This is a genomic window from Thalassomonas actiniarum (genome assembly GCF_000948975.2).
Lineage (GTDB): Bacteria > Pseudomonadota > Gammaproteobacteria > Enterobacterales > Alteromonadaceae > Thalassomonas > Thalassomonas actiniarum.
Window position 1 is genome coordinate 3,342,214 of record NZ_CP059735.1, and the last position, 24,642, is coordinate 3,366,855.

28 protein-coding genes are annotated in these 24,642 nt (G+C 48.3%); 3 read left to right on the forward strand and 25 right to left on the reverse strand.

Annotation, left to right across the window (positions count from 1 at the left end):
• Positions 1–106: 106 nt before the first annotated feature.
• The 22 genes from SG35_RS14610 to sctW form a co-directional block, all read right to left on the reverse strand.
• A complete protein-coding gene (locus SG35_RS14610) occupies positions 107–811 on the reverse strand; it encodes a PEP-CTERM sorting domain-containing protein (RefSeq protein WP_044834554.1) in 705 nt (234 codons plus the stop codon).
• A 342-nt stretch (positions 812–1,153) separates the two neighbouring features.
• Complete coding sequence (locus SG35_RS14615; protein ID WP_044834555.1) at positions 1,154–1,441, reverse strand: hypothetical protein; 288 nt, start codon at positions 1,439–1,441, stop codon at positions 1,154–1,156.
• Positions 1,434–1,595: a hypothetical protein gene (locus SG35_RS14620; protein WP_160298337.1), complete on the reverse strand. Its 162-nt coding sequence runs from the start codon at positions 1,593–1,595 to the stop codon at positions 1,434–1,436. Before SG35_RS14620 ends, SG35_RS14615 begins: the two co-directional genes overlap by 8 nt.
• Before the next feature lie 324 nt (positions 1,596–1,919).
• The gene (locus SG35_RS14625) at positions 1,920–2,690 is read right to left on the reverse strand and encodes a PEP-CTERM sorting domain-containing protein (RefSeq protein ID WP_160298338.1); all 771 of its coding nucleotides are present in this window, start codon (positions 2,688–2,690) and stop codon (positions 1,920–1,922) included.
• Between the two features lie 404 nt (positions 2,691–3,094).
• Entirely contained in the window at positions 3,095–3,727 is a 633-nt protein-coding gene (locus tag SG35_RS14630; RefSeq protein ID WP_044834557.1) for an HrpE/YscL family type III secretion apparatus protein, read from the reverse strand.
• Positions 3,706–4,494, reverse strand: a complete 789-nt coding sequence (locus SG35_RS14635) for a SctK family type III secretion system sorting platform protein (protein ID WP_044834558.1) — start codon at positions 4,492–4,494, stop codon at positions 3,706–3,708. The genes SG35_RS14630 and SG35_RS14635 overlap by 22 nt, the downstream gene beginning before the upstream one ends.
• Before the next feature lie 9 nt (positions 4,495–4,503).
• The gene (gene sctJ, locus SG35_RS14640; protein ID WP_044834559.1) at positions 4,504–5,292 is read right to left on the reverse strand and encodes a type III secretion system inner membrane ring lipoprotein SctJ; all 789 of its coding nucleotides are present in this window, start codon (positions 5,290–5,292) and stop codon (positions 4,504–4,506) included.
• 10 nt (positions 5,293–5,302) lie between these two features.
• The gene (gene sctI / locus SG35_RS14645) at positions 5,303–5,731 is read right to left on the reverse strand and encodes a type III secretion system inner rod subunit SctI (RefSeq protein ID WP_053043257.1); all 429 of its coding nucleotides are present in this window, start codon (positions 5,729–5,731) and stop codon (positions 5,303–5,305) included.
• Positions 5,721–6,164, reverse strand: a complete 444-nt coding sequence (locus tag SG35_RS14650; protein ID WP_044834560.1) for an HrpB1 family type III secretion system apparatus protein — start codon at positions 6,162–6,164, stop codon at positions 5,721–5,723. Before SG35_RS14650 ends, sctI begins: the two co-directional genes overlap by 11 nt.
• Positions 6,165–6,172: 8 nt before the next feature.
• Positions 6,173–6,394 (reverse strand): EscF/YscF/HrpA family type III secretion system needle major subunit, encoded by a 222-nt coding sequence (locus tag SG35_RS14655; protein WP_044834561.1) that lies wholly within the window; start codon positions 6,392–6,394, stop codon positions 6,173–6,175.
• A gap of 27 nt (positions 6,395–6,421) precedes the next feature.
• Entirely contained in the window at positions 6,422–6,649 is a 228-nt protein-coding gene (locus tag SG35_RS14660; protein ID WP_044834562.1) for an EscE/YscE/SsaE family type III secretion system needle protein co-chaperone, read from the reverse strand.
• The gene (gene sctD, locus SG35_RS14665; RefSeq protein ID WP_044834563.1) at positions 6,642–8,162 is read right to left on the reverse strand and encodes a type III secretion system inner membrane ring subunit SctD; all 1,521 of its coding nucleotides are present in this window, start codon (positions 8,160–8,162) and stop codon (positions 6,642–6,644) included. The genes SG35_RS14660 and sctD overlap by 8 nt, the downstream gene beginning before the upstream one ends.
• Before the next feature lie 13 nt (positions 8,163–8,175).
• Complete coding sequence (gene sctC, locus SG35_RS14670) at positions 8,176–9,819, reverse strand: type III secretion system outer membrane ring subunit SctC (RefSeq protein ID WP_084692888.1); 1,644 nt, start codon at positions 9,817–9,819, stop codon at positions 8,176–8,178.
• 21 nt (positions 9,820–9,840) lie between these two features.
• Positions 9,841–10,272 carry a type III secretion system chaperone family protein gene (locus SG35_RS14675; RefSeq protein ID WP_044834565.1) on the reverse strand — a complete coding sequence of 144 codons (432 nt, stop codon included), beginning with the start codon at positions 10,270–10,272 and terminating at the stop codon, positions 9,841–9,843.
• A 196-nt stretch (positions 10,273–10,468) separates the two neighbouring features.
• Positions 10,469–11,023 (reverse strand): RNA polymerase sigma factor, encoded by a 555-nt coding sequence (locus tag SG35_RS14680; protein WP_044834566.1) that lies wholly within the window; start codon positions 11,021–11,023, stop codon positions 10,469–10,471.
• Between the two features lie 134 nt (positions 11,024–11,157).
• Positions 11,158–11,778 (reverse strand): RNA polymerase sigma factor, encoded by a 621-nt coding sequence (locus SG35_RS14685; protein WP_044834567.1) that lies wholly within the window; start codon positions 11,776–11,778, stop codon positions 11,158–11,160.
• 332 nt (positions 11,779–12,110) lie between these two features.
• A complete protein-coding gene (locus SG35_RS14690; RefSeq protein ID WP_152646728.1) occupies positions 12,111–12,539 on the reverse strand; it encodes a hypothetical protein in 429 nt (142 codons plus the stop codon).
• 72 nt (positions 12,540–12,611) lie between these two features.
• A complete protein-coding gene (sctV, locus tag SG35_RS14695) occupies positions 12,612–14,699 on the reverse strand; it encodes a type III secretion system export apparatus subunit SctV (protein WP_044834568.1) in 2,088 nt (695 codons plus the stop codon).
• Positions 14,700–14,733: 34 nt separating this feature from the next.
• Positions 14,734–15,144 carry a type III secretion apparatus assembly chaperone SctY gene (sctY, locus tag SG35_RS14700; protein ID WP_152646729.1) on the reverse strand — a complete coding sequence of 137 codons (411 nt, stop codon included), beginning with the start codon at positions 15,142–15,144 and terminating at the stop codon, positions 14,734–14,736.
• Between the two features lie 11 nt (positions 15,145–15,155).
• A complete protein-coding gene (sctX, locus tag SG35_RS14705; protein ID WP_044834570.1) occupies positions 15,156–15,545 on the reverse strand; it encodes a type III secretion apparatus assembly protein SctX in 390 nt (129 codons plus the stop codon).
• A 52-nt stretch (positions 15,546–15,597) separates the two neighbouring features.
• Positions 15,598–15,993: a type III secretion system chaperone family protein gene (locus SG35_RS14710; RefSeq protein WP_044834571.1), complete on the reverse strand. Its 396-nt coding sequence runs from the start codon at positions 15,991–15,993 to the stop codon at positions 15,598–15,600.
• Between the two features lie 2 nt (positions 15,994–15,995).
• A complete protein-coding gene (gene sctW, locus SG35_RS14715; RefSeq protein ID WP_044834572.1) occupies positions 15,996–17,120 on the reverse strand; it encodes a type III secretion system gatekeeper subunit SctW in 1,125 nt (374 codons plus the stop codon).
• 276 nt (positions 17,121–17,396) lie between these two features.
• Between sctW and SG35_RS14720 the strand changes: the two genes are divergently transcribed.
• The 3 genes from SG35_RS14720 to sctO all read left to right on the forward strand — a co-directional run bounded on the left by SG35_RS14720 (position 17,397) and on the right by sctO (position 20,730).
• Entirely contained in the window at positions 17,397–18,698 is a 1,302-nt protein-coding gene (locus tag SG35_RS14720) for a Kelch repeat-containing protein (protein ID WP_044834573.1), read from the forward strand.
• Positions 18,699–18,857: 159 nt separating this feature from the next.
• Entirely contained in the window at positions 18,858–20,219 is a 1,362-nt protein-coding gene (sctN, locus tag SG35_RS14725) for a type III secretion system ATPase SctN (protein ID WP_044834574.1), read from the forward strand.
• 40 nt (positions 20,220–20,259) lie between these two features.
• Positions 20,260–20,730 (forward strand): type III secretion system stalk subunit SctO, encoded by a 471-nt coding sequence (gene sctO, locus SG35_RS14730; RefSeq protein WP_044834575.1) that lies wholly within the window; start codon positions 20,260–20,262, stop codon positions 20,728–20,730.
• A 46-nt stretch (positions 20,731–20,776) separates the two neighbouring features.
• Here sctO and SG35_RS14735 read toward each other — a convergent pair whose 3' ends face one another.
• The 3 genes from SG35_RS14735 to SG35_RS14745 all read right to left on the reverse strand — a co-directional run bounded on the left by SG35_RS14735 (position 20,777) and on the right by SG35_RS14745 (position 24,541).
• Positions 20,777–22,480: a methyl-accepting chemotaxis protein gene (locus SG35_RS14735; RefSeq protein WP_053043258.1), complete on the reverse strand. Its 1,704-nt coding sequence runs from the start codon at positions 22,478–22,480 to the stop codon at positions 20,777–20,779.
• Between the two features lie 430 nt (positions 22,481–22,910).
• A complete protein-coding gene (locus tag SG35_RS14740) occupies positions 22,911–24,002 on the reverse strand; it encodes a mechanosensitive ion channel family protein (protein WP_044834577.1) in 1,092 nt (363 codons plus the stop codon).
• A gap of 29 nt (positions 24,003–24,031) precedes the next feature.
• The gene (locus SG35_RS14745; protein WP_044834578.1) at positions 24,032–24,541 is read right to left on the reverse strand and encodes a TlpA family protein disulfide reductase; all 510 of its coding nucleotides are present in this window, start codon (positions 24,539–24,541) and stop codon (positions 24,032–24,034) included.
• Between the last annotated feature and the right edge of the window lie 101 nt (positions 24,542–24,642).

Here is a 24,642-nt window from a genome sequence, read left to right on the forward strand (position 1 = left end):
TAGTGCGGAATCAGCCAAAATAAAGGCCATTTGGGTAATGGTAGGCTAGGGCCTGTGCTGCCTAAAAGCACCTGTCGCTAAGACAGGTGCTTTTAGGCAAAGCGAGTTACTTTTTCAGGCGGCGTACGCCCAGGCCGGTCATGGCCAGTGCCAGGATAGCCAGTGAAGACGGCTCCGGCACCTCGGCAGGCTGCGAGAAACTTGCCGAGGTGATCTCAGGCATACCGCTGCCGGGGCCTGCAATATTAATATAGCCAAAGCGCATTTCGCCGGTGGTCACAGAGCCGCCGTCCAAAATGGTGCCGCCGGCGCCAAAGCCCAGGTCTTCCAGGGTGATCGCACCAAGGTTATCAAAGCTTGCATAGTTAGTGCTGTCCAGGATAATGTCAGTGTCGTAAACCGAAACCGTCGCTGATGAGCCGGTTGCACCGATAGTCAACCTGGTGACGGTATTGGCAACATCGCGATCGCTGCCCCAGGGGGTGTAACCCGGTGACTGATCATGAATGTTATAAAAGTCCAGGGCATAATCGATAATGCCGTCACCATTGAGATCGATCGCCAGCGAATCATCAAACAAGCCGCTGAAGTTAAATTCCAGATTAATATCCGACATCACTTCGCCGGCTGCGCCTTCGACCGTCAAGGTAAAACCGTCATAGGCCGAACCGCTCTCGAACCCCGGCGCTATCGCCGGCCAGCTGCCGTTGTCTGTGATCAGGTCGATAGAAGTCAGCATTCCCGCAGAAGCGACATTAAAAAAACAGCTGGCGGATAAGAGTAATCCTGCGTGCAATAATTTTGATTTCATTAAACTTTCCTTAATTTCTTTGATGTGAATAACAGGATAATAGTCGGTAAGACATATGGTTATTTTCAATAAACCGGGTAAATATCAATAACGGCGCCAAGTATAGCGCCGTTTGGGCAGGCAACATCCCCCCTGAATGGGGGGGCTGGCGCGGCATTGTTAGCGCACAGCCTTTACTGGCTGTTTTTATGCTGAGTATTGGTCCTGATTTTTCTGTATGGCAAAGGCGGGTATGCAAGGTTTAATATGCGGGGGGTACGATATTATATCGAACGGGTCATGGCATAGCCGAAGCTGTTATTACCGTTAACCCGTCCGCTGCTTGCTCCGTTTAAGTCTTAGTTAAGGTCGTTGTTTGCGGTTAAGCGCCCGCCAGCGGTCCTGCAGCTCCTCTATTTTTTCCCGGTAACCGATGACCTGATATTTGAGCCAGTAGCACAGGTGCCTGATGCCTTCACTGGTGTGCTCGGTGATGCACTCGGGTTCGCGGCTTACTGCAGCCAGAGCATCGAACAAAAAGGCGCATTCTTCACTGAATTTGCTATAGTCTTCACGCAGGTTGGCAAAACCGTCCGACAGCTGCTCCCTTTTGACGGCATCCTCCGTCAGGGGTAACTTTGATTCAGACATGACAGCCCCCTCCGTTGTTATTTAGCGGCGCATAGCTGCTGGCATCAGTTACCGGTGAAACCCGGGTGATGGCGGCAAGTGTATTTTCTATTAAACTTTCTGTTAGGTAAGCTTTAACCGATTGAAACTCTGGCATATCATTAGGTTTAGCCATGATGGATACTCCTGTTATCTGTTGTGGTTAGCTGTCTCTGAGTGTGTCCGCACTTAGGGGCAGCGCCTGGTTTATCTGCTAATGTTTTTTTACGTTTTAAGTGCACCTCCGTTGGTGAGTTATTCACTTCCTAGTGATAGTACAAAATATTCAAAAAATCAGGCTGGGGGTGGATTTAATATTGGTGCAAGTTGATGGCACTGTATGACTTACTGTACGAAGCGTGTAACTAAATGAAAAGTAATAAATAAAATACAGAGGGGAATGAGTGGCTTAAACCTCTGAAAAAATCAGAGGTTCAACAGCATCATTTAGCTGATAGCATCATTTGCCTGCTCTTCTTTTTGAGAATACTAATCCCAATAAAGACAGTCCAAATATAGCCAAAGTCGAAGGTTCGGGTATTGTCGATAAACGAACAAAAGTATAAAGATCAGTTGACAGTTCTTCCTCGGTCCAGATACGACCCGGTGGCAGCATAGTACTGCCGTCGGCATCAAAAGAAATATAAATTTCTAACGCGTAGCTGGTGCCATCGATATAAAACGGTATCGAAAACGGCAGGGTATCCGGTAAAGGAGCCGTATTATCAACGGTGTAATCAAAGTAGTCGTCACAGGCCGATAGGAAAACATGGCTGGGACCACCGGGAACACCATCTTCATCCTCGGCACTACAGTTAGCGGGAATTGACTGGTTGAAGGTTTCTTTAAAGCCAATACCAAATTCACTGCTCGCATCGGCGGTAAAGGCATCGGCAATAATCGAACTGCCAAAGGCCGTGGCAATACCGCCGGTATTGGTGCTGGTGAAAATCAGATCCCCTAAAATCTCCGCTTCCGTCAACCAGGGCAGAAACTCCGCACTGATCACAAAGTTATTGTGGGTTAACTTCGAAATCATATACGGGGTATCCAGCAAATCAATATCCGGCATAAAGTTTTCCAGGATTAAAGAGCTGAATGCCCCGTCGCCCCCCCAGCGAACCCCGGCATGTTTAACGCCGTCGGTCTGATCAGGGTCTGCGCTGCCATCAAGTAGCGTATATTCTCCGGCATCTTTCATTACGAAACCGCCGTCAGCTTCGATTGTCATAAAGGTTGCGTTAGCTCCAAAAGAAAGCGTACTAGCAAGAATTATCGCAATCAAATTCTTCATTAATGCAATATTTTTCATTACCTTTCCTTTAACACATGAATTTTGCTAAACCAGGAATTTGGTTTAACTCGTTACAGCGCGGAAAAGGCAGCATAGAGCATACCGAAAATCCAAAATCAAGAGAAAACAATGGGCTGACGCTTAAGTTATTTTTGTTGCCGCTATTTATGTAAAATGTGCTGACACCGGGTATATGCTAAGACAATAGCGGACGAAAATTCAGCTCCTTGCTTATGCCGGTAAAATCCAGCCCAATCTAAAAACATGAATAACGGATACGGCTGGCAAACGACAAAAAGCCGGAGATATAACTCCGGCTTGATAGATAAAAAACGGGCAGGTTAAGTGCGGTAATGACTGGCTAATGTCTTGCTGATAACTTCCAGCTGGGTATCTACCAGGGCATCTACCACACCGGTTTCTGTTTCCAGGATACACCCTTGTTGCTCGCTTAAGGCATGATCGGCTTCGATATGGAGGTAGCCCAGTCCAGGGTAGTCTGCCACAATTTCCGCCAGTTGCGCTTCCATTTGCTGCGCTGATTCAGGGGCCACCCTTAAGGTGATGCTTTTTTCATCGGTAATGGTTTTCAGGGTTTGTTTGATCACTTGTGCCGTCACTTCTTGCGGGGCTAAATCATCGATAATACGGCGCAGGGCGACCATCACCAATGCCACCAGTTCGTCATTGACCTTATGCAGGAAATCCTGCACTTTTACCGTGGCATCAAGGTGCAGCGCCGCCAGCTCTTTTTTCCCTTCAGCCAAACCCTGCCGGTAACCCAGTTGGTGTTGCTGGCGGTAGACTTCTTTAGCTTCTGCGAGGATCTGGTCACTTTGTTGCCGTGCCTGGCGAATGATATCATCGGCCCGGGTCAGGTGCGCAAACGTTTGTGCCTTAAGAATTTGCTCATCCGCGAACGTCTGCTTTTCACTGATATCGGACTCTTGTGCTATTGCAGCATATTTGAACATTGGGGTAAGCACTCCACTATAATTCGTTTAATTAACAGGGCATCGGCATTTTCATCGATAGCCATCAGGGGATCCGATTGCAATTGTTGCCGCTCCAGGTACCAGCAATAGGGTAACTTGCTAAATAGCCGCATTTTTAACGGCTCAGCCAATAAGCTCAGCTGGGCAAACATCAGCTTTAATCCTATGTGCTGCAAGGTTTGCGCTATCCCCTTTTCGACACTGTCTTGTTCGCCGTTGATGGCCGGCTTGGCACTGGCATTTCTTAACGAGGGCAACTTCTTTTCTTTAAGCAATGCCGACAGCAGTTTCTGCCCTTGCAACCGGCGAGCTTCTTTAACCTGCTCTGTGCCCCTTTCCTGACCTGAGATAAAAGGCGCCAGCTTAATGGCAAACTGGTAGCCGTCCTCTCCTACGGCGGCGCGAATTTTTGCCACATCCCGGGCATTGATCAGGTGCCTGATTTCTTGTGAGCAGTACCAGATCCCCAAATAAAGCAAGACTTGCTGTAATTGCTCGGCCGGTAAGATCGCCAGTTGCCCCGGCCAGCGGATGGCTTCAAAATCATATTTTCCCATCCAGGCATAATGACTTTGCAGATACTCCTGCAACTTGCCCCTGGCCTCTTCCCTGGTAGCCAGTTTCAGGCAAAGTTCGCCATGGGGTAAATGGCTCAACCAGGAGGTATGTATCTGAGCCAGGGGATCAATATTGCTCTGGAGCATTAATTTAAAGCTGTATTCATCCTTAATGATCAGGTTTTCCATACGCTTGCCCTACTCTGCTGTCGCCGCAGTCAATGCCGTTGATTTTTGCGCTTGCTGGTCTTTGTGCTGCTTAAACCAGGTATAAAGGTTAAAGGCAACAGAAGCCGTTAACAGCAGCAATAGGGTTAAGGTGATCTGCCAAAACCTTGAAACCGAGCTTTGTGCGACATTCACCGACAATACCTGCTCCAATGCTACCTGCCCGGCGCTAGAGCTGGCTTCAGCGGTGGGAAACAGCACTACGTTGACATTGTCATATTCAAGGCCTTCAACCGAGCTGCTGACCAGTAACTTAATTTGCGGAATGGAATTATCCAGGGCGACATCCGACAGGTGTTTGATAAACACCGAGGCGGTGGAAGGATCCTGCTTCTTACTGCGCTTTGAGCTTTCCTTCGGGATCACCACATGTACCCGGGCATCGATCACACCGTCGATTTGCGACAAGGTATGGGAGATCCCCTGCGACAGTGCAAACATAAAACGGGCACGCTCGGCGGTCGGGGTTGAAATCAAACCGTCTTCCGGGAAAACATCGACAATATCGGCAAACTTGCGCCCGGGTAGACCGGCGCGTTTTAACAGCTCTATGGCGCGGCTCATTTGTCCATCTTCCACCAGTAAGGACACCATTTCATCCTTAACATCGGTTTTCTGGGCAGCAATATTCGCCTCCAATAAGATCGCCAGCATCTTGTTGGCTTCCTTTTCACTGAGATTTGAATAGAGTACGCTTTTACAGGCGGTTAAGCTCAGTAAGAGCGTAAAAACCAGCAGACATTTGATTAACTTGTTCACACCTGACTCCTTATTGGGTTTTCAGCAGAGAATCCAGGTTCTGCGTGCTTTTACTTGCGGTTTTTGCGATCATATCCTGCTGCAGGCTCAACCGGGATAACTTTAGTTGCAGCCCCAGCAGGCTCTGGACATCGAGATCAGGAGTAGCCAGCGACACGTTGATGCTTTCAACTTCCGCCTCATGGACATTTTTAATTTTCTCTAAGCCATCAAGCACCTTATCGCCGATATTACTGCCCTGCTCATCAGGCGAAGGTTTGCTGCTCATTTCTTCGAGCTCCATCACCTCATTCACCTTGTACTGGTGTTGCTGCTGACCATTGTTCATGGCCGCTTCCATCCGTGCCACGTCTCCCGGCGGCGGCAGTGCCGGGCCCTGTGCTTCCTGTACGCCAAGCTGCTCTATTGCCTTGACGGCGCTAATTGCTTCAGTAGTCATACTGATTCTCTCCTGCTGATTCGATCTCTGCGGCCAATTCCCGGGCCAGCTGCGCGGCTGCCGGGTTATTGCTCTCTTGTGCCTGCCGACTGTAAGCCAGTCCCTGGGCCATTTCATTATTGAGATAACACACCAGGGCAAGAAAGGCATGGGCAAAATCACCGTCCTGCTCGCTCTGGCTATGGCGCTGCAATAAAGTGGTCGCCGTGGCAAACTGCTTCTTCTTCAGGGCGATAAAGGCAAAGCCCAGATCTGTGATAAAGGCGCCGGGGCGGACATTAAGCAGGTAATTAAAAATGGTTTGCGCCTGCTCAATTTCACCATGGGTTACCGCCAGCAAACCGGTTTCGGCTAAAGATTTCAGCACCTGTGACCGGGACATTTCCCCGCTATTTGTCCCGCCAGTCAGTGCTGCCCCGCTGATGTTATTCATAACCGCTCCTACATTTTCTGGATAACGCCACTGACGGCGTCACTTAAGGATTTCATGGTGGTACTGGCCAAACTGGTGGCATTGCCCCATTCACCAATGGCTTGCTGGAATTTAAGCAAGTTACCGGTGTCGGTGAGATCCAACTCAGATGTCTCCCTGACCTTGGCATCTTTTTCTTCAAACAATTTTCCCATGCTGTTGGTGATGGCTTCGGTATTAAAGGTGCTCATAATATTCTCCTTGGTTGATATAAAGTTTTACTGGTGCAATTTGTTCCAGACACTGTCGATCACTTCCAGCGCCGCCGCTAACGCCTGCTTTTCCAGTTCCAGTTGCCGAAATTGCTCGGCGGTGCCGCCACAGGCCATTTGCTGTTTCAGCTTTCTTTCCCGGTCCATAAAAACCTGCTTTTGCCGACCGATAAACTGGCCGTTAAAATCTTTACTGATCTCATGTTCCATCGGTATTTTCAGCCAGTTATTCATTGTGTTGCCCTCCGATAAGATAAATCATCGCCTTGCCTGCTTTGCTCAGTACCACCCGGTCCGGCCCTATTGACTCAATCAGGTAACCGCCAGCCAGCTTACCGCCGGTGATCACCCGTTTGCCGTCGGCAGTTGTGATGTAAGGCACGGCGCCCAGGCTGACGCCTTTGATCTCCTGTAGGGTTTTCTCTATTCTTTGCGCCGAAAATTCCAGTTTGGGTAACCCCAGGTAACGCTGTTTAAATTCCTGCTCTATCTGCTGCCAACTGGCCAGCGAACCGGCGGCAATTTCACCGCTAACGACAATGGCGGACGCTTGTTTTGCCAGTGCAAGGTTATCCAAACCGTCCTGCGATAAACGGTTTCTCAGCCAGGTGGCCCTGGATGCCAGGGTGTCAAAATTGGCGCTGATATGACCTAACCCGGCGACATCCCGCTCCAGCTTACTTTTAAGGTTTTGCCAACGGCTGTTATCACTCAGGTAACCGCCGATAACAAAATCTCCCGCCTGCTCACCGTAATGCACTGTCAGATTCGGATAACCCAGTACTTTAAGTAAGTAACTGAGGTTATTAAAAAGTTGCGACAAAACCCGAATATTCATTTTTACCGGGTAACCAGCTCCGGCAATAAGCTGCTGTAATTGTTCCTGTTGCTTGTTATCGGCAACAAAACCTTCCAGCACCAGGGCTTTACCCAGGGATAAGTTTTGCTTTTTAAAGTGAAGCTGCTCCAGACCTGCTGCAGTTAACTGCTGTTGCAAGCTTTGCTGCGCATGCAGGCCTTGCTCTGCCAAACTCAGCGGCGCCGGTTCGCTGCTGCCTGGAGATGAAAAACCCAGGAACATACCGCCGCAGGCAAGGGTCATGCCCAGCACTAGCGAAGGTAGAACCACTGAAGAGCGTGTTTTCTTGCTCTCGGGATTAACTTCGTCTTGTTGCATTTGCTCAGGGGCCTCAGCATTTTGCTCGTCTTCAACAGATTCCGGGTCTTGCTCCGGCTGCTCTTGTTGCAGCTGTGGCAATTCCACCTCGGGCCAGGTTTCATTTTTAGGACCATAGACCAGGTGCAGCAAACCTAAGGTGAGCACTTCAAAGGGTTTGACCGGCACCTTAACCGCCTGTTGCTCAACCGCCTTTTCTTCAAGCGAGAGGGACTTACCCGCCAGGTAGTTGGCCTGCTGATCGCTTAAGCCTTCAACAAAAACCTCATCCTCGCTGCATACCAGGGTAAGCAAATGGTCAGGCAGGTTGTCGCCGGATAACACGATATCGTTATCTTCACCTTTACCTAAACGGGTACTGCCCTGGTAGAGGGGAATTTCAGCCCCTAAATGCACACCGGATAAAATCTTCAGCGTCCATTTCGCCAGAAATTGTCCGCTCTCGCCTGCTACTTGTTCCTGCTCCTGCTCCAGCTCTTGATCCAGTGAGGCCGGTGCCTGAGCAGTCAGGCCGTCATGGTCTATTGTGCTGGCGGGTAAACCATGCTCTTGTGGGGAAGCTAACGCCATCTTGGGTACTCCGTTACTTGATTAGTTTAAAATTGGACGGGGTATTTAGCTGCGCCCCCTGCTTGCCCATGGCGATATCCGATGCCTGGACCACATGTGGTGAAATCAAAAACAGCCTGAGCATTTTCACCGAGGTTTTCGAGGTACTTTTAAACAGGTTGCCCAGCAGTGGAATTCTGTGCAGTAAAGGTACCTTGCTTACCGACTCCCCCTCTGAGTCAAAGTAATAACCACCAATAAGCAGGCTCTGGTTTTTGCCGATCACCGCCTGGGTATTGATCAAGGTGTTGCTGATCACCGGAATACCGTCAACGCTCTGCTCCGTTTGCTGGCCGTCTTCAATCTGGATATCCATGCGCACCGCTTCACCGTCAAGCGTTCTTTGAATATGCGGGGTTACCCGTACCAGGGTGCCGACAGTGACCGGAAAGAGATCGACAACGTCTTCACCGGATAAGCGCACATAAAAGGTATTGCTGTTATCGAGCACCGCTTCATAGTTATCCAGGGTCAATACCGAGGGCTGAGAAGTGATTTTTGCCTTGCCTTCCGTGGCCAGCGCCCGGATCTTGCTGACCAGATTACCTGCAGCACCGGCGATTAGTTGCAGCTCGCCGCTTGCCAGGCTGCCTGTGCTTGAGATATCACCGACATTCACGGCATAATCATTACTGGTATATTGCCAGTCCACTCCAAGCTCGCTTAAATCGTCGCTTTGAATGTTAACCATAGTGACATTCACTTCTATTTGATCCAGCGGTACATCCAGGGATTTGATCAATTCGCCGTAGGTCTCGACATTGGCCTGGGTGTCCCCGATGACGATGGCATTAAGGCGGTGGTCGGCTTTAATAAAAGGCTTGATGCCGGCGGAGCCTGTCGGTTCTTCTTCCGCAAAAGGTATAGCTTCGCTACCCGGGCTGTTCTGCCCTTTGGCCTTAGCAGATGATAGCGGCAAGCGCCCCTGCAGGGTCGGCATTGGCGTTCTCACCTGTGTTACCTGCCCGGCCTGGTTGCCGGAAATGGTATTGGTTAACAGGCTTAATACCCCGGGCACCTGCTTTTCCTGGCCACGGTAGTTATAGGTATAATCAGTGGCACTGGCATATTGCAGGCGGAAGGTGGAGATCACAAACTTATCTTCATGCTGCTTGCGCACTTCCTTATCCAGCATGGCCGCCACTTTGACCACCATTTCCACGAATTTCGGCGCACCGGCGACAAAGATCAATTTTTGCTGCTCCAGCGCGGTCCACTGGGCATTAAGCTGCCACCAGGGCAGCACCCGCATGGTCTGGTATAAGTCTTGGGTGCTGATATATTTTAACTGCACTACGGCACTTTCCGATTCGTCGGTACGGTAAAAGTGCAACATATGGCCGTCGTAGTACCAGGTCATATTACTGATAGCAGATAGCTGCTTTAAGATGTTCTCCGCCGTGTTTTCCGGAAAATTACCGTTAATGGGCATATCCAGCGAATCGCTGACATTGGCGGGAATACCATAACTGGACGCAAACTCCCGCAAAATTTCCTTTAAGGTTTCACCGCTGGCCATATAGCCGTATTTTTGCCCTTTCCAGTCGGGCTGGGAGCTCAGGGCCGGCAAAGCGAACAAGGTAAGTAAAATTAAGCTGTAACGTAAAAAAGTCATCATAGATCCTTCTGTGCCGGAAAATTACGGGTGGATCATCATTGCCGGACGGGAAATTTCCACTTCATCCGATTCTGATTGCTGAAAAAAGGCCACCGCATTAAGAAACTCTTCCACCACCGACTCAAACTGGCCGTATTCGATGTTTCTCACCGATAACTGGTAAAAAGCGATAAGTTCACTGCCCTCAATGGCAATGGCAACCGGATAGCGTTTGATATAGGTTAACGCCATCTTCAGATAGCGCTGCAACAGCTCGGTTTGCTCACGCTCATCATCGGGCAATTCAACAATTTTTGCCGTTAAATGGAATTTACCCGAAGCTTCAAAATAGCGCAGGTTAAGATCATCGCAGATCAGGGTATAGGCTTCCTGTCCCAGATCGGCAATCTGGCTGTTAAAGCAGGCGAAATTGTACTTTTCACAAAGGGTGTTGACGAAGTTGTCTAAAATCATAATGAATCCATTTTATTGCTGCATTGCAACTCTCTTGTTAAGCCCTTGCTTGCCAGAGAAATTCGCTATCCAAATATGGCTATTAACTAGTTAGTAACGGCTGCGTAAAAAAGTTTTTATTTTTTGCTAAATAAGCGCTTAACTAACAAATATTTTTGCCGGCAACATTAGCTATGCCGCCAGGCACCTGATTTTACTAGCAATAGCTCAGCTCTTTACGTGCCCTGAAAATCCGGCTTTTAAGGCTGGAAACCGAAACAGCCAGGGTATTGGCGGTATCGGCGTAACTTAGGCCGTCGATACAAATCATCTGCAAACACTCGCTTAACTGCGTCGGCAATTTTTGTATTTGTTTGTTCACGTCTTGATAGGCACTTTTGGCCGCCAGGTCGCGGTCGGGTTCATTGCCGACATTGTTATCGACTAACGGCGTATCTAAGGCATCGACAAAATTGTATTTGTACTGGGCCGAGCGGTTTAAATGGTTGCGCACGATATTAAGGGCAATACCCAACACCCAACTGGAAAACTTGGAGCGAAACTCAAAGCTGGTAATACTCTTATATATCTGGATAAAGGTATCCTGCACCAGATCCTCAACATCATGGTGACACCTGATCCCTTTGGAAAGAATGAAGCTGTGTATTCTGGATTTATAGTGACGTAATAATTGCTCTAGTGCACTGCCATTGCCGTCTTTAGATTTTTTGATCAGTTCTGATTCATTTGCTGGATTGGTTTGGTTAAGCATGGCTAAACTCCATTTTTGTTCAATTTTTTGTTTTTCTATTTCTTATAAAGCTCAGGCTTATTGGTTAAATAAGTCTTGCTCTGTGGTTATCACTCAGAGCCTGCTGCTTTGCTCTTTTGGCGTCATCAGCAGGGTTAAATAGAAAATATCGAAGTGTGTAGATCCGGCTGTTTTGTCATCGAAAGTGACTCGCAGATCTTATGCTTAAGTTCTTTGCGGGCACGGAACAAACGCGTTTTCAGGTTAGCCACAGACAACGCCAGTTTATTGGCGGCCAGGGAATAGCTGATCCCCTGAACACAGGTCAGTTGCAGGCATTCGCTTAAATGTTCCGGTAAGGTTTGGATCTGGGCATTGACGGTTGCCAGGCTTTGCTTGGACATCAGCGCCTGCTCAGGTTCACTGTTGGTGTTTTCATCTTGCAAAACGGTATCGGCGACATCAACAAAGTTGTACTTGTACTGAACCGAGCGATTTACATGGTTGCGCACGATATTCAGGGCAATGCCCAATACCCAGCTTGAGAACTTGGAGCGAAACTCGAAGCTGCGGATGCTTTTATAAATCTGGATAAAGGTATCCTGAACCAGATCTTCGATATCGTGGTGGCATTTGATGCCTTTGGCCATGATGAAGCTGTAGATGCGGGTTTGGTAGTGCGCCATTAATTCATTTAATGCATTGGCATTACCGGCTTTAGATAGTTCGATTAATTCGTGTTCATTTTCAAGATTTTTGGGGGCTTGATTCAACATAATTAAACTCCGTTTATTTTCCTTGAACCCGGTGCGGAACTTAACTCTTGTTCCCTCATACCTTGGCTCTGTTATTAATAGGTACTTCGTGGTGAAGTCCCTCAGTCGGAGAAAGTATCTAAAACAAATGTGTAAGGAATACGTAAAGACTTAGGAAGAAAGTGGAGGAAAAAAGGAAGAATATGGAGGAAATTTGCAAGAAAAATGCAGGAAAAGGCCGAGAATAAGACATCCGCTGGCATGACCAGAATAGTCTGAGTACAGATATCGTTCACTATTTGAACGATTGCAGAATTCTACCCGCCCGGGCATCCGGGACAGAGCCCAGGTAATTAGTCGTAAGTACCTATTTTTATGATGGTTTCATAGGTTAGTAACAAAAAAGTGCTGACAGATACAGGCATTTGCACATTTGTTGCTATTTTCGATGAAAATGCGCAATGAAAGTGAATAATCATCAATGTTGCCCGTGAAAATTTTTTGTCATTTTGATCATTTATTTTAAGAAACAGGCAAAAATTTTTTGTTTCCGGCGAAATTAACGGTAAAAAAGCGGAAAAATATCGAGTACAAGCGATTAAGCAAAGAGCAAATCCAGAAATAAGCAGCCCTTTAATGGAGTTTACTCCTAAATTGTTTACCGGCTTTTGCAGATTTTTTTGAAGAGAGGCACTTCGAATAAAAGAAAATGACTTGATATGCAAAACCAGACAGACACAACCTGGGACATATTCAACTGTTGCCTTGTTGATTTTCTCCACCCAGGGTTCAGGTAAACAAGACAAACAGGAGATAACCAGAAACTTTGGCTACCCCCTGTCTGCTATTTCCCCCTAAATGTCTATGCGGCCCAGGGGCTGGATGGTGATCTCTTTAGTGAGATCCTGGTGGGACAAGATGGACAGATCATACAACTCCAGCTCCAGCAGCTTACGGATATAACGGCGGATATCCATGGAGGCCAGCAGCACGGGTTTGACACTCATCTCATTGATATTACCGACATTACGTTTCACCGACTGGATAAACTGGTTGGTCACTTTCGGATCAAGCGCCAAGTATGCCCCGGAGGAAGTCTGCCTGATCGCCCCGCGTATGGTCTCTTCCAGCTGGTTTTCCAGCAGGTAGACCGGCAGCATATTTTGTCCGTTGCTGTATTTGTAGCTGATCTGCCGTTTCAAGTTTGAGCGGATATACTCCACTAAGGTCACCACATCTTTTTCTTTAGGTCCCCACTCGACAATGGATTCAAGGATAAGACGCAGGTTACGGATAGACACTCCTTCGGACACCAGACGCTGCAGAACATCGGTGATTTTTTGCAGCGGCACGATACGTTGTGCTTCCCTGACCAGCTCACCAAAGTTTTCTTCCATTTTCTCCAGCAGATAACGGGTTTCCTGGATACCGACGAACTCTTCCGAATACCTTTTCAATACATGAGACAAGTGATAAGTCAGGATCTGGGTAATATGTAAGTAAGACAGGCCAATACCGTCAAGCTTATCCGTATCCTGCTCCGCCACCCAGTAACAGACCTGGGGACTGAGGATTTTATCGTCCATATCATAATTCAGCCCCAACAAATCAAGCTGCTTGCGCTGGCCTATCACCAACACGGATGACTCACGTAAGCTGCCGCTGGCAATAGGCACTTCATGCAACATGATGCGGTATTCATTATCCGGCAAGCTCTGGTTAAACCTTAAGTGCATGCCGGGAAACGGCACACCTAAATCCAGATAAAGCGCCCGGCGCACCTTAAGCAGGTCGTCGTTAAGCTGGTTACGGTCAATAAAGGCTTCGGTATTGGCGGCAACATCCACCAATAGCGGCATGGTTAAGGCAAACTCTTCCTGGGCGGATAAATCTTTTTTCACCGCCTTTTGTCCCGAAGGCGCCATAGTGGCATTGCCGCTGCTGTCAAAGCTTTCTTCCCCTGATTTTTCTTTGCGTGATAACCAGAAACCGGTTGCGCCAAAAATAGCCGCCAGGGTGAAAAAGGTCACCAGCGGGAAGCCGGGCACAACACCAAAGATCATCATGATCACCGCCCCTATCATCAGGGCATTGGGTTTGGAAATAATTTGTCCGCCGATATCATTACCCAGATCCTGGGATTCTTCCTGGGTCACCCGGGTAACAATAAAACCTGCGGTAATGGAGATAAGCAGCGCCGGAATTTGAGAAATCAAGCCGTCACCCACGGTTAGAATCGCATATAACTCCAGCGCATCACCGGCAGACATGCCCCTTTGGGCAACACCGATACTGATCCCGCCTAAAATATTTACCACGATAATGATCAAACCGGCGATGGCATCCCCTTTGACGAACTTCATCGCACCGTCCATCGAGCCGTACAACTGGCTTTCTTTTTCGACCACGCCCCGCCTTGCGCTGGCTTCATCCATGTCGATAACACCGGCGCGCATATCACCGTCGATACTCATTTGTTTGCCCGGCATGGCATCCAGGGAGAACCGGGCACTGACCTCGGCCACCCGCTCCGAGCCTTTGGTGATCACCATAAACTGCACTATGGTAATGATCAGGAAGATTACTATCCCCACCACCAGGTTGCCGCCGACCACGAAGTTACCAAAGGCGGTCACTATCATCCCGGCATCCGCCTGCAATAAAATCAAGCGGGTGGTAGTAATGGATAACGCCAGACGAAACAAGGTGGTTAATAACAGCACCGCGGGAAAAGAGGAAAATTCCAGCGGCGAACTGATATACACTGCCAGCATCAGCATGATGATAGAGATCCCGATATTAACGGCGATCAGCACATCCACCAGCCCGGTAGGCATAGGCAAGATCATCATGAAAACAATGCCGATAAGCAGGAAAGCCAGCATTAAATCTTTGCGCTCCCCTATGGTATTGGCGACTTTAAGCACAGAGCCTAGGTTCATAATTTATTTCTCTATAGCAAGTTAACTGGGAGGATTAGTTGACAGCACTCGGCTGCTCTTTTTCTGGTGCATTTATTTGCTGCTGGCTCTTTTCTTCCTGGCTCTTTTCTTCCTGGTAATGCGCTAACATCGCCTGAGCCCGGGAGCTTTCGTTGACCGCGTGTAAAACCTGGCTATAAAGCAAATAATATTGTGGCCACTTAGCCGGCTCGAATGCCGGGTTGTTGGCAAGCTTGGCCAGATAGGCCTGGGCAAGGTCAAAACGTTTTGCCCGGGTGCTGGCATAACAGAGCATTTTTAACACCTGGGTATCATTTACCAGCAACCCGTGCAGGGCCTGCAATAACACTAAGGCCGAGTCGTACTTGCCATACTGCAAATACAGGTAGCTTTGCTTACACAACCATCCGTAGCAAATGGAATCGGTACTAAAGAGTTTCATCATCACCTTCCTTTTTATACTTTTACCAACAGCAAGCGGTAGCTCATTAATAACCGGCTGTTGGTAATGTTTTCTTCCACCAGCTCAGTGGCAGACTCCAGCATTTGTTTATCCAGCAAAGAGCCGCTTTGCTGCTGGTCTTTAAATAGCGCCAGGGTTTCTTCCATGGCGCGCATATGCCCCGCCGGGCTGTCTAACTCACTGCTGGCCGTACTTGGTTTTAACGAGGCAAGCAGTTCATGGTCAAGGTTACTCAGGCCAAAAACATCTTCCAGGTGAACCTTAGGAATTTCCCCCAGGCCGTTTAAGCCTTTATCCCGGGGAAATAAATCCATTTCCTGGTCGGCATGAAAGCGTTCAACGCTGGCCAGACCGACATCTAAAGAGAATAAATCCGCTTTCATCCCTTGCTCCCTCTGCCGCTGTTATTGTGGCAATTAATGGCTGCCGACATGGTTACGCGATATCCAGCTTGTCATGCATCGACAATAAGATATCTACCGCCGGATTAATCACTTCAAGAAAATCGCCGCCGATGGACAACAGGCAGGAAAAAGCCAGCTGTTCATTTCTTCCCAGGCCAACACAAATGGGCACAGGCAAAAACTCCCGGTAATGGCACAGGGCCATGGCAGGCTTTACCACCTCAGCTAACTGATAAGCGGCAACTTCCTTGATCACACTAATCAACAAACCGCGCTCAAGCACCTCAAAAATCAGCCGCTTGTTGCCGCTGACGTCAAGTTCAATCACCTCGCCACGAAATGCCGAAACATCTTCAAAACCCAGGGTTTGCAGATATTGCTCAAGCATGGACCAGGTCAGGTTTTTGTCCGTTGAAAATTCAGTCACGGTTATTCTTCCTCTTTATCAACAAGTTCATGGACATATGACATCGCCGTTTCCAGTAACGCGTTACGGGTGTTGTCATCGGCAAATACCGTCGGCGGCAGTTTGGCAAAGATGGCGCTGATCCTGTGACCAAAATATATTTCCGTTGCCAACTGCTTGATATCCATGTCCTGGGCCAGGGAAGATAAATCCCGCTGCGATACCCATTTGGCCTCCGTAAGTTTAAGCATGCCGCCCATCAGTTCCTGGCCAATTTTTGCCTGGGCCTCGCCATAATCACTTTGCAGCCGTCTGACCAGGCCGTTACTCATATCAAGCAAGGTCTTCAGGGTAAAAATGTCTTTAATATCGCCAATAATGGCTTCAAGGCGTTCTTTGGCTACTGAAGAGTTTTGTGCCGACAAGTCGGCCCCCAATGCCTGGCGTAAAAAGTCCAGCGCCATCGGGAATTTTTCTTCGCCATGTTCTTCAATAATTTTGCTAAAAGTACTGGCCACCCCGCCGTAGTCCAGTACCGTATCCTGGTAGCCGCTGACCAGTTCGCGGGAGGACGCCAGCGACGGCCCGGCGCCGTCTTTGCCGTTAAATTGCGCTGCGGTATCGACCACATTAAAACCGGCGCGGATGTGCTCGCCGTGCTTTTCCGTTAACGCCTGTTGCAGGGCCAATGCCTGGTTTTCCAAGGCCTTATTACCGGTTTTAGCGGCATTTTGTTTGATCACTTCCAGCGCGCTATATTGTTCGCTGTGATCTGAGCTAAAGCCGGATAACCAGTCTCTTAACCCTTGTGCGCTGGTGTGCTTATCCATGTCCTGCAGGTAATTTTTTAATTTTTCCTGCTTTTCAACATCGGCAACATTTTTCAGGTAGTTCTCGGCTCTTTCCATCGCCTCTGTTTTCCTGACTTCATGCAGGGCACTGCGCTTATCCAGGGATTTCTCCTTTGCTTTTTCGGAGAATGCCGAGCCGATTTCTTCGGCAATATCAGCAATAGAGGCAGCGGCCGACTTGATCTGTAAGTTCATGCCCTGATGACTGATTTTGGCCCCGCCGCCTTGGGCATGGGCTGCATGACTAGCATGGTTTTGCAGATTCTGCGACTGAATGCTTTGTAATTGTGAATCCATCAAATCTCATCCGTTAAAGTTAAGATCAGCGTGAAACGGGATAGGTTTTTGTTAGCACTCTTTTTTGCTTACTTTTAAGGCGCCGTTTCCGCGTTTTTTGTTCTTGCCTAACCTGAGGAACCGATAAATTAAAAAAGTTGTGATTTATTTCCTTTTAGGTAAATATTTATCAGAGCATTTAAGTAAACAGCTTGTTACAATGCGCACTTTTAAAGCTTCGAGAACAGGAAAACCGGGAGGCCCCGGTTATTTTGATTAAGATAAAGGACTAACATTATGAATTTCAGTGTGTTTATAGTTGGCTGTTTAGCTTTGTATTACTTACTCGATAACCTAGCCCTGGCCGGCATTCCAGAACACACCCCAAGTGTTAAGGGTTTCAGGTGGTGGAGTAGCCCGCTTGAATATGCCGGCAGACTCTATTTTACCGTCGATAACTACAATACCAGCAACCGCAGAAGCGTACTTTATTATTATGACGACAATGCCAATGAACTGGTGAAGGTAAATCCCACCTCAAATGACGGCCAGCTGCAAAATGTCTCCAAGCCGGTAAAATTTGCCGGCAGGCTGTTTTTTTGGGCAAAAGTTAAAAATGATCTCGGTTACTGGCACAGAACCCTGTATTCATACGATGCCCTGAGTGATTCGCTGCTGGCCCACGATATCGAATTAGCCAACGAAGATGAAATAGCCAGTATCAGCGATTTTAAAGTCTATGATCATAAGCTGTTCTTTGGGGCAAAGCTCAACGGCAGCGATCGCAAATTATGGTCTTATGATCCCTTTAACCGGGAGCTGACGGCTATCACACCACTACCGGCAGAGGTCGCTAAGGGCCGGCTTGATTTTGATGAAAGTTACAACAATACCTTAAGTTTTACCTTTCTCGACTTTGACGGCTACCGCAGCCACCATTACCTCTATGATCGTAAGAACAATACCGTCAGCGGCCGGGAAGTCCCCTATTCCATTAACAGCGAAACCTTAAGCGCACAAAGCTCACAAGTGAGCTATATGGGGGAGATATACGGCAGCTGCCAGAACCCGGAGAATGGCGGTTACGATCAGGAGCTTTGTCTGCAGGATAAAAATGGCAAAATCAGTATGCTGGCAGATTTAGATCCCACCAGCCAGGGCTCGTCCGTACCCGGACAGTTCGTACATTATGCCGATGGCCTTTATTTTACCGCCAACCACACAGACTTTGGCCGCGGTTTATATAAATATGATGTTGTGACCAATAGCGCCAGTATCGTGCCCGGTTTTAAAGGAAAAACCTCAGACAGCTATTCCGGCAACCTGCTCACCGAGTATAACGGCAAGTTATATTTCACTCTGTATCATTATGATAGCGCTGATAAGAAAAGTAGTTCCTATTTATGGAGTTATGATGTTAAAACTGCGCAGTATCAGGAAATTGGCGGTTTTGCGGTAGACAATACCGCGGCTTTATTCCTCAGTGAGCATAATGACAAGTTATATGTCGGCCTGTCTTCGCGGGCAATTTATGTTTACGACAGCAAAACCGGGGTGCTATCTCCCTGGCAGCCCCGGATGCGACAAGAAGTGAAATAACAGCGCTGCAATAAAAAAGATCGCTTTGCCGGTAAGCGATCTTTTTCCTTTGAAACTTTCTTTCTCTACAACTTTTTTCCCCGCCCGGTTACCTACCTGTTACTCAAGCAAAACAACGAAAACCCGCAGCGCATGCAGGCAAAGCAACCAGGACGTGTTATGACGACAACATCAGCTTCGGCTATTCCCCTACAAAAGCCGACCCATGAGCTTAACCAGCTCACCGAAAACTTAGCAAAAAAACTGCAGCAAGCACCGATCCTTGAGATACGGGGCCGGGTTACCCAGGTATTGGGCACCATCATTAAAGCCGCGGTTCCCGGGGTTAAACTGGGAGAACTTTGCCGGTTGAAAGCGCCGGATCATCCGGATGAACTGATGGCGGAAGTGGTCGGTTTCTCACAAAAAGAAGCCCTGCTCACCCCCATAGGTGAAATGCAGGGCATCTCCACTTCAACCCTGGTTTATCCCACGGGAAAAAGCCACCAGGTGCCTGTGGGGCCGGGATTATTAGGTCGGGTGCTCGATGGTATGGGCAACCCGCTCGATACCGAGGATAAAGGCGAGCTCGAAGTGGACTGCTATTACCCTGTATATGCCGATGCCCCGGATCCTTTTCGCCGGAAAATTATCGATAAGCCGCTGCCGCTTGGGGTCAAGGCCCTTGATGGTCTGCTCACCTGCGGCGAAGGACAGCGTCAGGGCATTTTTGCCGCCGCCGGTGGCGGTAAAAGTACCTTACTGGGCATGCTGGTAAAAGGCGCCCAGGTGGATGTGATAGTGATCGCTCTGATCGGCGAACGTGGCCGGGAAGTCAGGGAGTTTATCGAACATGAGCTTGACCCCGAATCGCAAAAAAAAGCGATACTGGTGGTGGCCACCTCGGACAGATCCTCAATGGAGCGCGCCAAAGCCGCCTATGTTGCCACCGCCATTGCCGAGTATTTTCGCGATAAGGGACAAAAAGTATTGTTGCTGATGGACTCGGTCACCCGTTTTGCCCGTGCCTTGAGGGAAATCGGCCTGGCCGCCGGTGAGCCGCCGACACGCCGGGGTTATCCGCCGTCGGTCTTTGCCACCCTGCCGCGGTTAATGGAGCGTACCGGTAATAACCATATAGGTTCGATCACCGCCCTTTATACCGTGCTGGTGGAAGGTGATGATATGACAGAGCCGGTGGCGGATGAAACCCGCTCGATTCTCGACGGACATATTATCCTGTCGCGCGATCTCGCCGCCGCCGGCCATTACCCCGCCATTGATGTTCTGGCCAGCGCCAGCCGGGTCATGAACGCCATCACCACACCTGAGCATGCCAAGGCAGCGGTGAAAATGCGCTCTTTATTGTCCAGCTATAAAGACAATGAATTGCTGATCAAAATCGGCGAATACAAAACCGGCAGTGATAAAACCACAGATGAGGCTATTGGCAAAATTGATGCTATCAATGCATTTTTACGGCAAGGGGTCAATGAGCAGTTTGCCTTTGAGTCAACCATACAGCAACTGACCGGCAGATAAGTGCAAATGACCTTTGCTGCCAAGGGAAAAGTTAAACCCTATGATAGATAAGCTACAGCAAATCAAAATTATTCATGAGCAAAAAGCTTCCACTGAGCTGGCTAAGGCTAAACAGCAAAAACTCGATGCCGAGCAGCACCTTAGTCGCTGCCGCACTGAGCTTGAGCAATATATGCTCTGGCAGCAAGAGGAAATCAAACGGCGCTATCAGGAAATTATCGGCAGGGAGATGAAAATGGATGAGCTCAGTGATTTTAACCATGAAATTTCCGGTTATAAAATCAAACAGGTCAAACTTGAACAGGACATCGAACAGGCACAACAAGCGCTGGAGCAACAAATCCAGGCCTTGCAGCATGCAGAAAGCGCCTATGCCTATGCCCAAAAACAGTGCCAGAAATATGCCGAGCTGAGCCGGGTAGAGTCGGCAAAACAGCAAAAACTGGCGAATTTACTCGAAGATCAGGCGCTGGACGATTTTAAGGTCCGGGCGCCGGTGGCCATAGGTTAAGGGCAAACCGCAGTAATTGCCCTTAACCTTTGTTACCAGCAAAGGGTTAATCAAGTTTAAAGCGGCTCACCATAGAAGCCAGGTTGACCGCCAGCTGGTTTAATTCCTCGTTGGCCGAAGCGATATTGGCCGACACATCATCACTGCGCTGAGCATAGCCGTCAACAGTGACCACATTCTGATTGATGTCTTCCGCTGCCAGGGTTTGCTGCTCTACTGCGGTTGCGATCTGGCTGTTGAGGTCGAAGATATTGGTCACCGACTGGGTGATAGAATCAAGGGTATCACCGGTTTGCGAGGCCTGCTCTACGCTGGCGTTTACCGTTGCTATGCCTTTATCCATCACAGATACCGCACTGTCGGCCCCCTGGCGCAGTTTTTCTATCATGGTATTGATTTCAACCGTCGACTCCTGCGTTCTGCTGGCCAAACTGCGTACCTCATCCGCCACCACGGCAAAGCCCCGGCCATGTTCACCAGCCCGTGCCGCTTCTATCGCGGCGTTTAGCGCCAACAAATTAGTTTGTTCTGAAATACCGCGGATCACATCCAACACCGAGCCTATGCTTTCACTATCCACTTTCAATGACTGGATAACCTTGGCTGCCTGTTCAATTTCTCCTGAAAGGGTATTGGTGATCTCTATGTTTTCTTTAAACACTTTCTGGCTGACTAAGGTTTCATCCCGGGCGCTGCCGGCGGATTGATCGGCAGCTGTGGTGTTGGCGGCAACCTCCTGGATAGATGCCGACATTTCATTAATAGCTGCTGCGACCATAGAAATCTGGGTCTTCTGGTGCTCCGAGTCTTGTTTTGCCTGTGAAGTAATGGTACTTAATTCGGTTGAAGACTCCGACAACTGCTCTGCCGACAGGGCAATTTTTTTAATAAATAACCTATGGTTTTCCAGGAACTGGTTAAAGCCGCCGGCCAGTTGGGAGATTTCATCCTGGCCGCTGTCGTCAAGCCGCTGAGTCAGATCGCTGCTGCCCTCTGCCAACGCGGTAATACTGGTATCTAATAGTGAGATTTTTTTCGCTATAACCGAGCGATAAACAAAATTGATGGCAAGGATAATAATGATCATGGTCGCCAGCAGGATCCACATGATATGACTGCCGGTTGCCTGGCTGCCGGCTACCTGCATACTAATATCGCTGTTAATTTCCAAAATGCCGCGGACATCGCCAATTTTCCAGCCGGTGCGCGGAGTATCCGGGTGGGAGTTATGACAGGCAACACAGTCCTCGCCGATCATGGTATCGGCAATTGCCACCCGCACCAGGTTTTTACCATTTTTTTCGGCTTCAGCAACATAAACACCGCCGGGATTTTTAGTAAGGTAATCCCAGGCCTCGTTTTGAAAAGGGTCCAGTACCCGGGATTTCCGGTTGGGAAAAGGATAAGCGCTGTATAAATTAACCGTTGTTCCTTCGTTTTTAAGCAAAGCGCTTAAGTCATGGATCATGGTTGCCGGCAGGGGAAATGTTTTCGGCTCAGCCCTATGATTGATACCGGGTTTCATATCAGAGTTGGCTTTGACTTTAGCAACTATGTTTTCAACATAATATTTTCGCAACGTTTTATATTGTGTCGCGGTTTGCTTGGAGGCTATGGTCGCTCCTTCAACCGCTCTTTTTTGTATTTCCTGGGGGATATAAAAGCTTAACATTAAGATGGTGATGACAAATAATGAAATAACAGGAATGGCAAGTTTCCAGAATAAACCGCTAAAATTGATGTTTTTCAATTTCCTCTCCCTAGATATTGACCAGCTACTTCAATTAACCTTGTTTTAGGTTTGATTTATTGTTGCAGTAAATTTAAATGTAGTAGTCGCAGGCAAAAAAGTCATAAACAAAATAAGAATTTTTGCTAAATCTTCCTGCTGACGATAAAGATGCCAGCAGGCAGAGCAAAGTGAATTCATCTTGAAAATCAAAAATTAATGAAAAAATAGAATTCTGCTTTAAACATGACGGCTTCGGGGATAGCCGTAGCGGGAGATACGCCAGGCATACCTGGCCCGGGCTTTAATGACTCTAACAGATGCTTTTGTAGGCAATAAACGTATGCTTTTGTCGGCAATAGATTATTTTTAGAGGTGCAGCACAACGCCCAACCCGGGAGCATTGTTGGTAAAAATGCATTTAATGCCCCCTATCTTCCTGTCGATATTATTACTCACCGGAGCAACTTGAACCGGGTATTTCTTTGATGTAGAGATCCTGCTTGGCATAAGGAATTTCGATACCTTCTTTGATAAAGGCCTTATAAACAGCGGTATTTAATTTATCCAGGATCCGCCCCCTAAGCACAGGTTGTTCAATCCAGCAGCAGAGTTCAAAGTCCAGGCTTGACGGCCCAAACTGACGAAAGCGCACCCGCGGCTCGGGAGAATCACAGGTAGTTTCTTCATCAATTCCTACTTGCATCAGAATATCCCTGACTTTATCAATATCGCTGCCGTAGGCCACGCCAACCTGGACCCGGATGCGGAATTTTTCATGGCGGCCGCCGGATTCATTGATGATCTTGGTATTGCCCATAACAGAGTTGGGCACAGTCACTTCGACATCGTCCCGGGTAAGCAAACGGGTACTGCGGATACCGATTTGGGTGATTTCTCCGCGCTCGCCGCCGTCTAATACCACAAAATCACCTATTTTGTACGGGGCATCTGCCATGATAAAAACACCGGAAAACAAATTCGCTAAAGTATCTTTTGCGGCAAAACCGACGGCAATCCCCACTATGCCGGCAGAAGCCAGCCAGGCAGTCATGTCGATATTCCAGTTAATGAAAATATAATAAACGGCGATCACTATGATCAGGATAAAGGCGATATTTTCAAACAAAGGCAAGGTTTTCGGGGTTAATACCTTGACCTTTTCCGGATGGCTGGAAAAACCTTGCAGCATTTTTTTGCTGATTCTTAACAATAACCGCGCCCAGATAATAATTGCCAGGGTATATAACACGGAAAAGATCACCGACTGAATATTTTCCGCTAATGCCAGCAATAAAGAAGCGCTGGCCATGCCGGTTAGTACCAGGGAATAAAATACCGGTCGGCGGAAATACTCCAGCATATGCTGATCGCTAACCGATGGCTGTTTTCCTGAAAAAAACTTCAGCCACAAGGCAAGTATGCGGTCAAACAACAGGCCGATAAAACAAAAACCGATCAGGGCCGCCAGCGCCTGTAGATAGATATCATCCAAAAACACCGAAAAAGACGTCGCCAGTAATTGTTGCCATTGCTCTAGCATTGATATAGCTCCTTTAAGCTTGTGTTACTTTACCAGCGGATATGCTCTATTTGTTGCTCCCCTTCGGCTAATACGGTCTCGACGATGCGGTTTTGCTCATCAACCATAATAAAGCGGGGAATTCCGGCATGGGCAAATTGCCTGTAAATACTGCGGTCGGCATCGGCCACCAGTGTTACTTTAATCTCATTTTCCGCAGCCCAGCTTGCCAGTTCAGTGTTTTGTTGTTCGCGGGCAATGGCAACGATATCAAGCGATTTATCCTGGATCAGCGGAGATTGGTGCAAGGCTTTCATTGCCCGTTGCGAGTCAGCACACCAGGTGGCAAATAAAATCACCAGTTTTTTGCGTCCCGGGGTATTGAGGACAACATGCTCCCCGGTGATGTCATTGAGCTTCGTCAGCGGCAATAATTGCCCGGGCTTCACCAAAAATGACATATCAACAGCAGGGGCATCATTGGCCGGAGCCGGCAGCAGCGCACAACCGGACAACAGTGGCGCGAGTACGGAAAAAACAATATACGGGGGAAATTTCATCTGGGATATCCTTGTTATTATTATCAACAGCAAACGTCAGTTGCCTATGGCTTATACGACGCACCGTTAAACGGGTATTCGTTTTCCGATAAATTAACATT

What these genes read in the sequence shown, in the direction of transcription:
- SG35_RS14610 (WP_044834554.1), bottom strand. Translation starts at nt 811, where the DNA reads ATGAAATCAAAATTATTGCACGCAGGATTACTCTTATCCGCCAGCTGT.
- SG35_RS14615 (WP_044834555.1), bottom strand. Translation starts at nt 1,441, where the DNA reads ATGTCTGAATCAAAGTTACCCCTGACGGAGGATGCCGTCAAAAGGGAG.
- SG35_RS14620 (WP_160298337.1), bottom strand. Translation starts at nt 1,595, where the DNA reads ATGGCTAAACCTAATGATATGCCAGAGTTTCAATCGGTTAAAGCTTAC.
- SG35_RS14625 (WP_160298338.1), bottom strand. Translation starts at nt 2,690, where the DNA reads ATGACAATCGAAGCTGACGGCGGTTTCGTAATGAAAGATGCCGGAGAA.
- SG35_RS14630 (WP_044834557.1), bottom strand. Translation starts at nt 3,727, where the DNA reads ATGTTCAAATATGCTGCAATAGCACAAGAGTCCGATATCAGTGAAAAG.
- SG35_RS14635 (WP_044834558.1), bottom strand. Translation starts at nt 4,494, where the DNA reads ATGGAAAACCTGATCATTAAGGATGAATACAGCTTTAAATTAATGCTC.
- sctI (WP_053043257.1), bottom strand. Translation starts at nt 5,731, where the DNA reads ATGACTACTGAAGCAATTAGCGCCGTCAAGGCAATAGAGCAGCTTGGC.
- SG35_RS14650 (WP_044834560.1), bottom strand. Translation starts at nt 6,164, where the DNA reads ATGAATAACATCAGCGGGGCAGCACTGACTGGCGGGACAAATAGCGGG.
- SG35_RS14655 (WP_044834561.1), bottom strand. Translation starts at nt 6,394, where the DNA reads ATGAGCACCTTTAATACCGAAGCCATCACCAACAGCATGGGAAAATTG.
- SG35_RS14660 (WP_044834562.1), bottom strand. Translation starts at nt 6,649, where the DNA reads ATGAATAACTGGCTGAAAATACCGATGGAACATGAGATCAGTAAAGAT.
- sctD (WP_044834563.1), bottom strand. Translation starts at nt 8,162, where the DNA reads ATGGCGTTAGCTTCCCCACAAGAGCATGGTTTACCCGCCAGCACAATA.
- sctC (WP_084692888.1), bottom strand. Translation starts at nt 9,819, where the DNA reads ATGATGACTTTTTTACGTTACAGCTTAATTTTACTTACCTTGTTCGCT.
- SG35_RS14675 (WP_044834565.1), bottom strand. Translation starts at nt 10,272, where the DNA reads ATGATTTTAGACAACTTCGTCAACACCCTTTGTGAAAAGTACAATTTC.
- SG35_RS14680 (WP_044834566.1), bottom strand. Translation starts at nt 11,023, where the DNA reads ATGCTTAACCAAACCAATCCAGCAAATGAATCAGAACTGATCAAAAAA.
- SG35_RS14685 (WP_044834567.1), bottom strand. Translation starts at nt 11,778, where the DNA reads ATGTTGAATCAAGCCCCCAAAAATCTTGAAAATGAACACGAATTAATC.
- sctV (WP_044834568.1), bottom strand. Translation starts at nt 14,699, where the DNA reads ATGAACCTAGGCTCTGTGCTTAAAGTCGCCAATACCATAGGGGAGCGC.
- sctY (WP_152646729.1), bottom strand. Translation starts at nt 15,144, where the DNA reads ATGATGAAACTCTTTAGTACCGATTCCATTTGCTACGGATGGTTGTGT.
- sctX (WP_044834570.1), bottom strand. Translation starts at nt 15,545, where the DNA reads ATGAAAGCGGATTTATTCTCTTTAGATGTCGGTCTGGCCAGCGTTGAA.
- sctW (WP_044834572.1), bottom strand. Translation starts at nt 17,120, where the DNA reads ATGGATTCACAATTACAAAGCATTCAGTCGCAGAATCTGCAAAACCAT.
- SG35_RS14720 (WP_044834573.1), top strand. Translation starts at nt 17,397, where the DNA reads ATGAATTTCAGTGTGTTTATAGTTGGCTGTTTAGCTTTGTATTACTTA.
- sctN (WP_044834574.1), top strand. Translation starts at nt 18,858, where the DNA reads ATGACGACAACATCAGCTTCGGCTATTCCCCTACAAAAGCCGACCCAT.
- sctO (WP_044834575.1), top strand. Translation starts at nt 20,260, where the DNA reads ATGATAGATAAGCTACAGCAAATCAAAATTATTCATGAGCAAAAAGCT.
- SG35_RS14740 (WP_044834577.1), bottom strand. Translation starts at nt 24,002, where the DNA reads ATGCTAGAGCAATGGCAACAATTACTGGCGACGTCTTTTTCGGTGTTT.
- SG35_RS14745 (WP_044834578.1), bottom strand. Translation starts at nt 24,541, where the DNA reads ATGAAATTTCCCCCGTATATTGTTTTTTCCGTACTCGCGCCACTGTTG.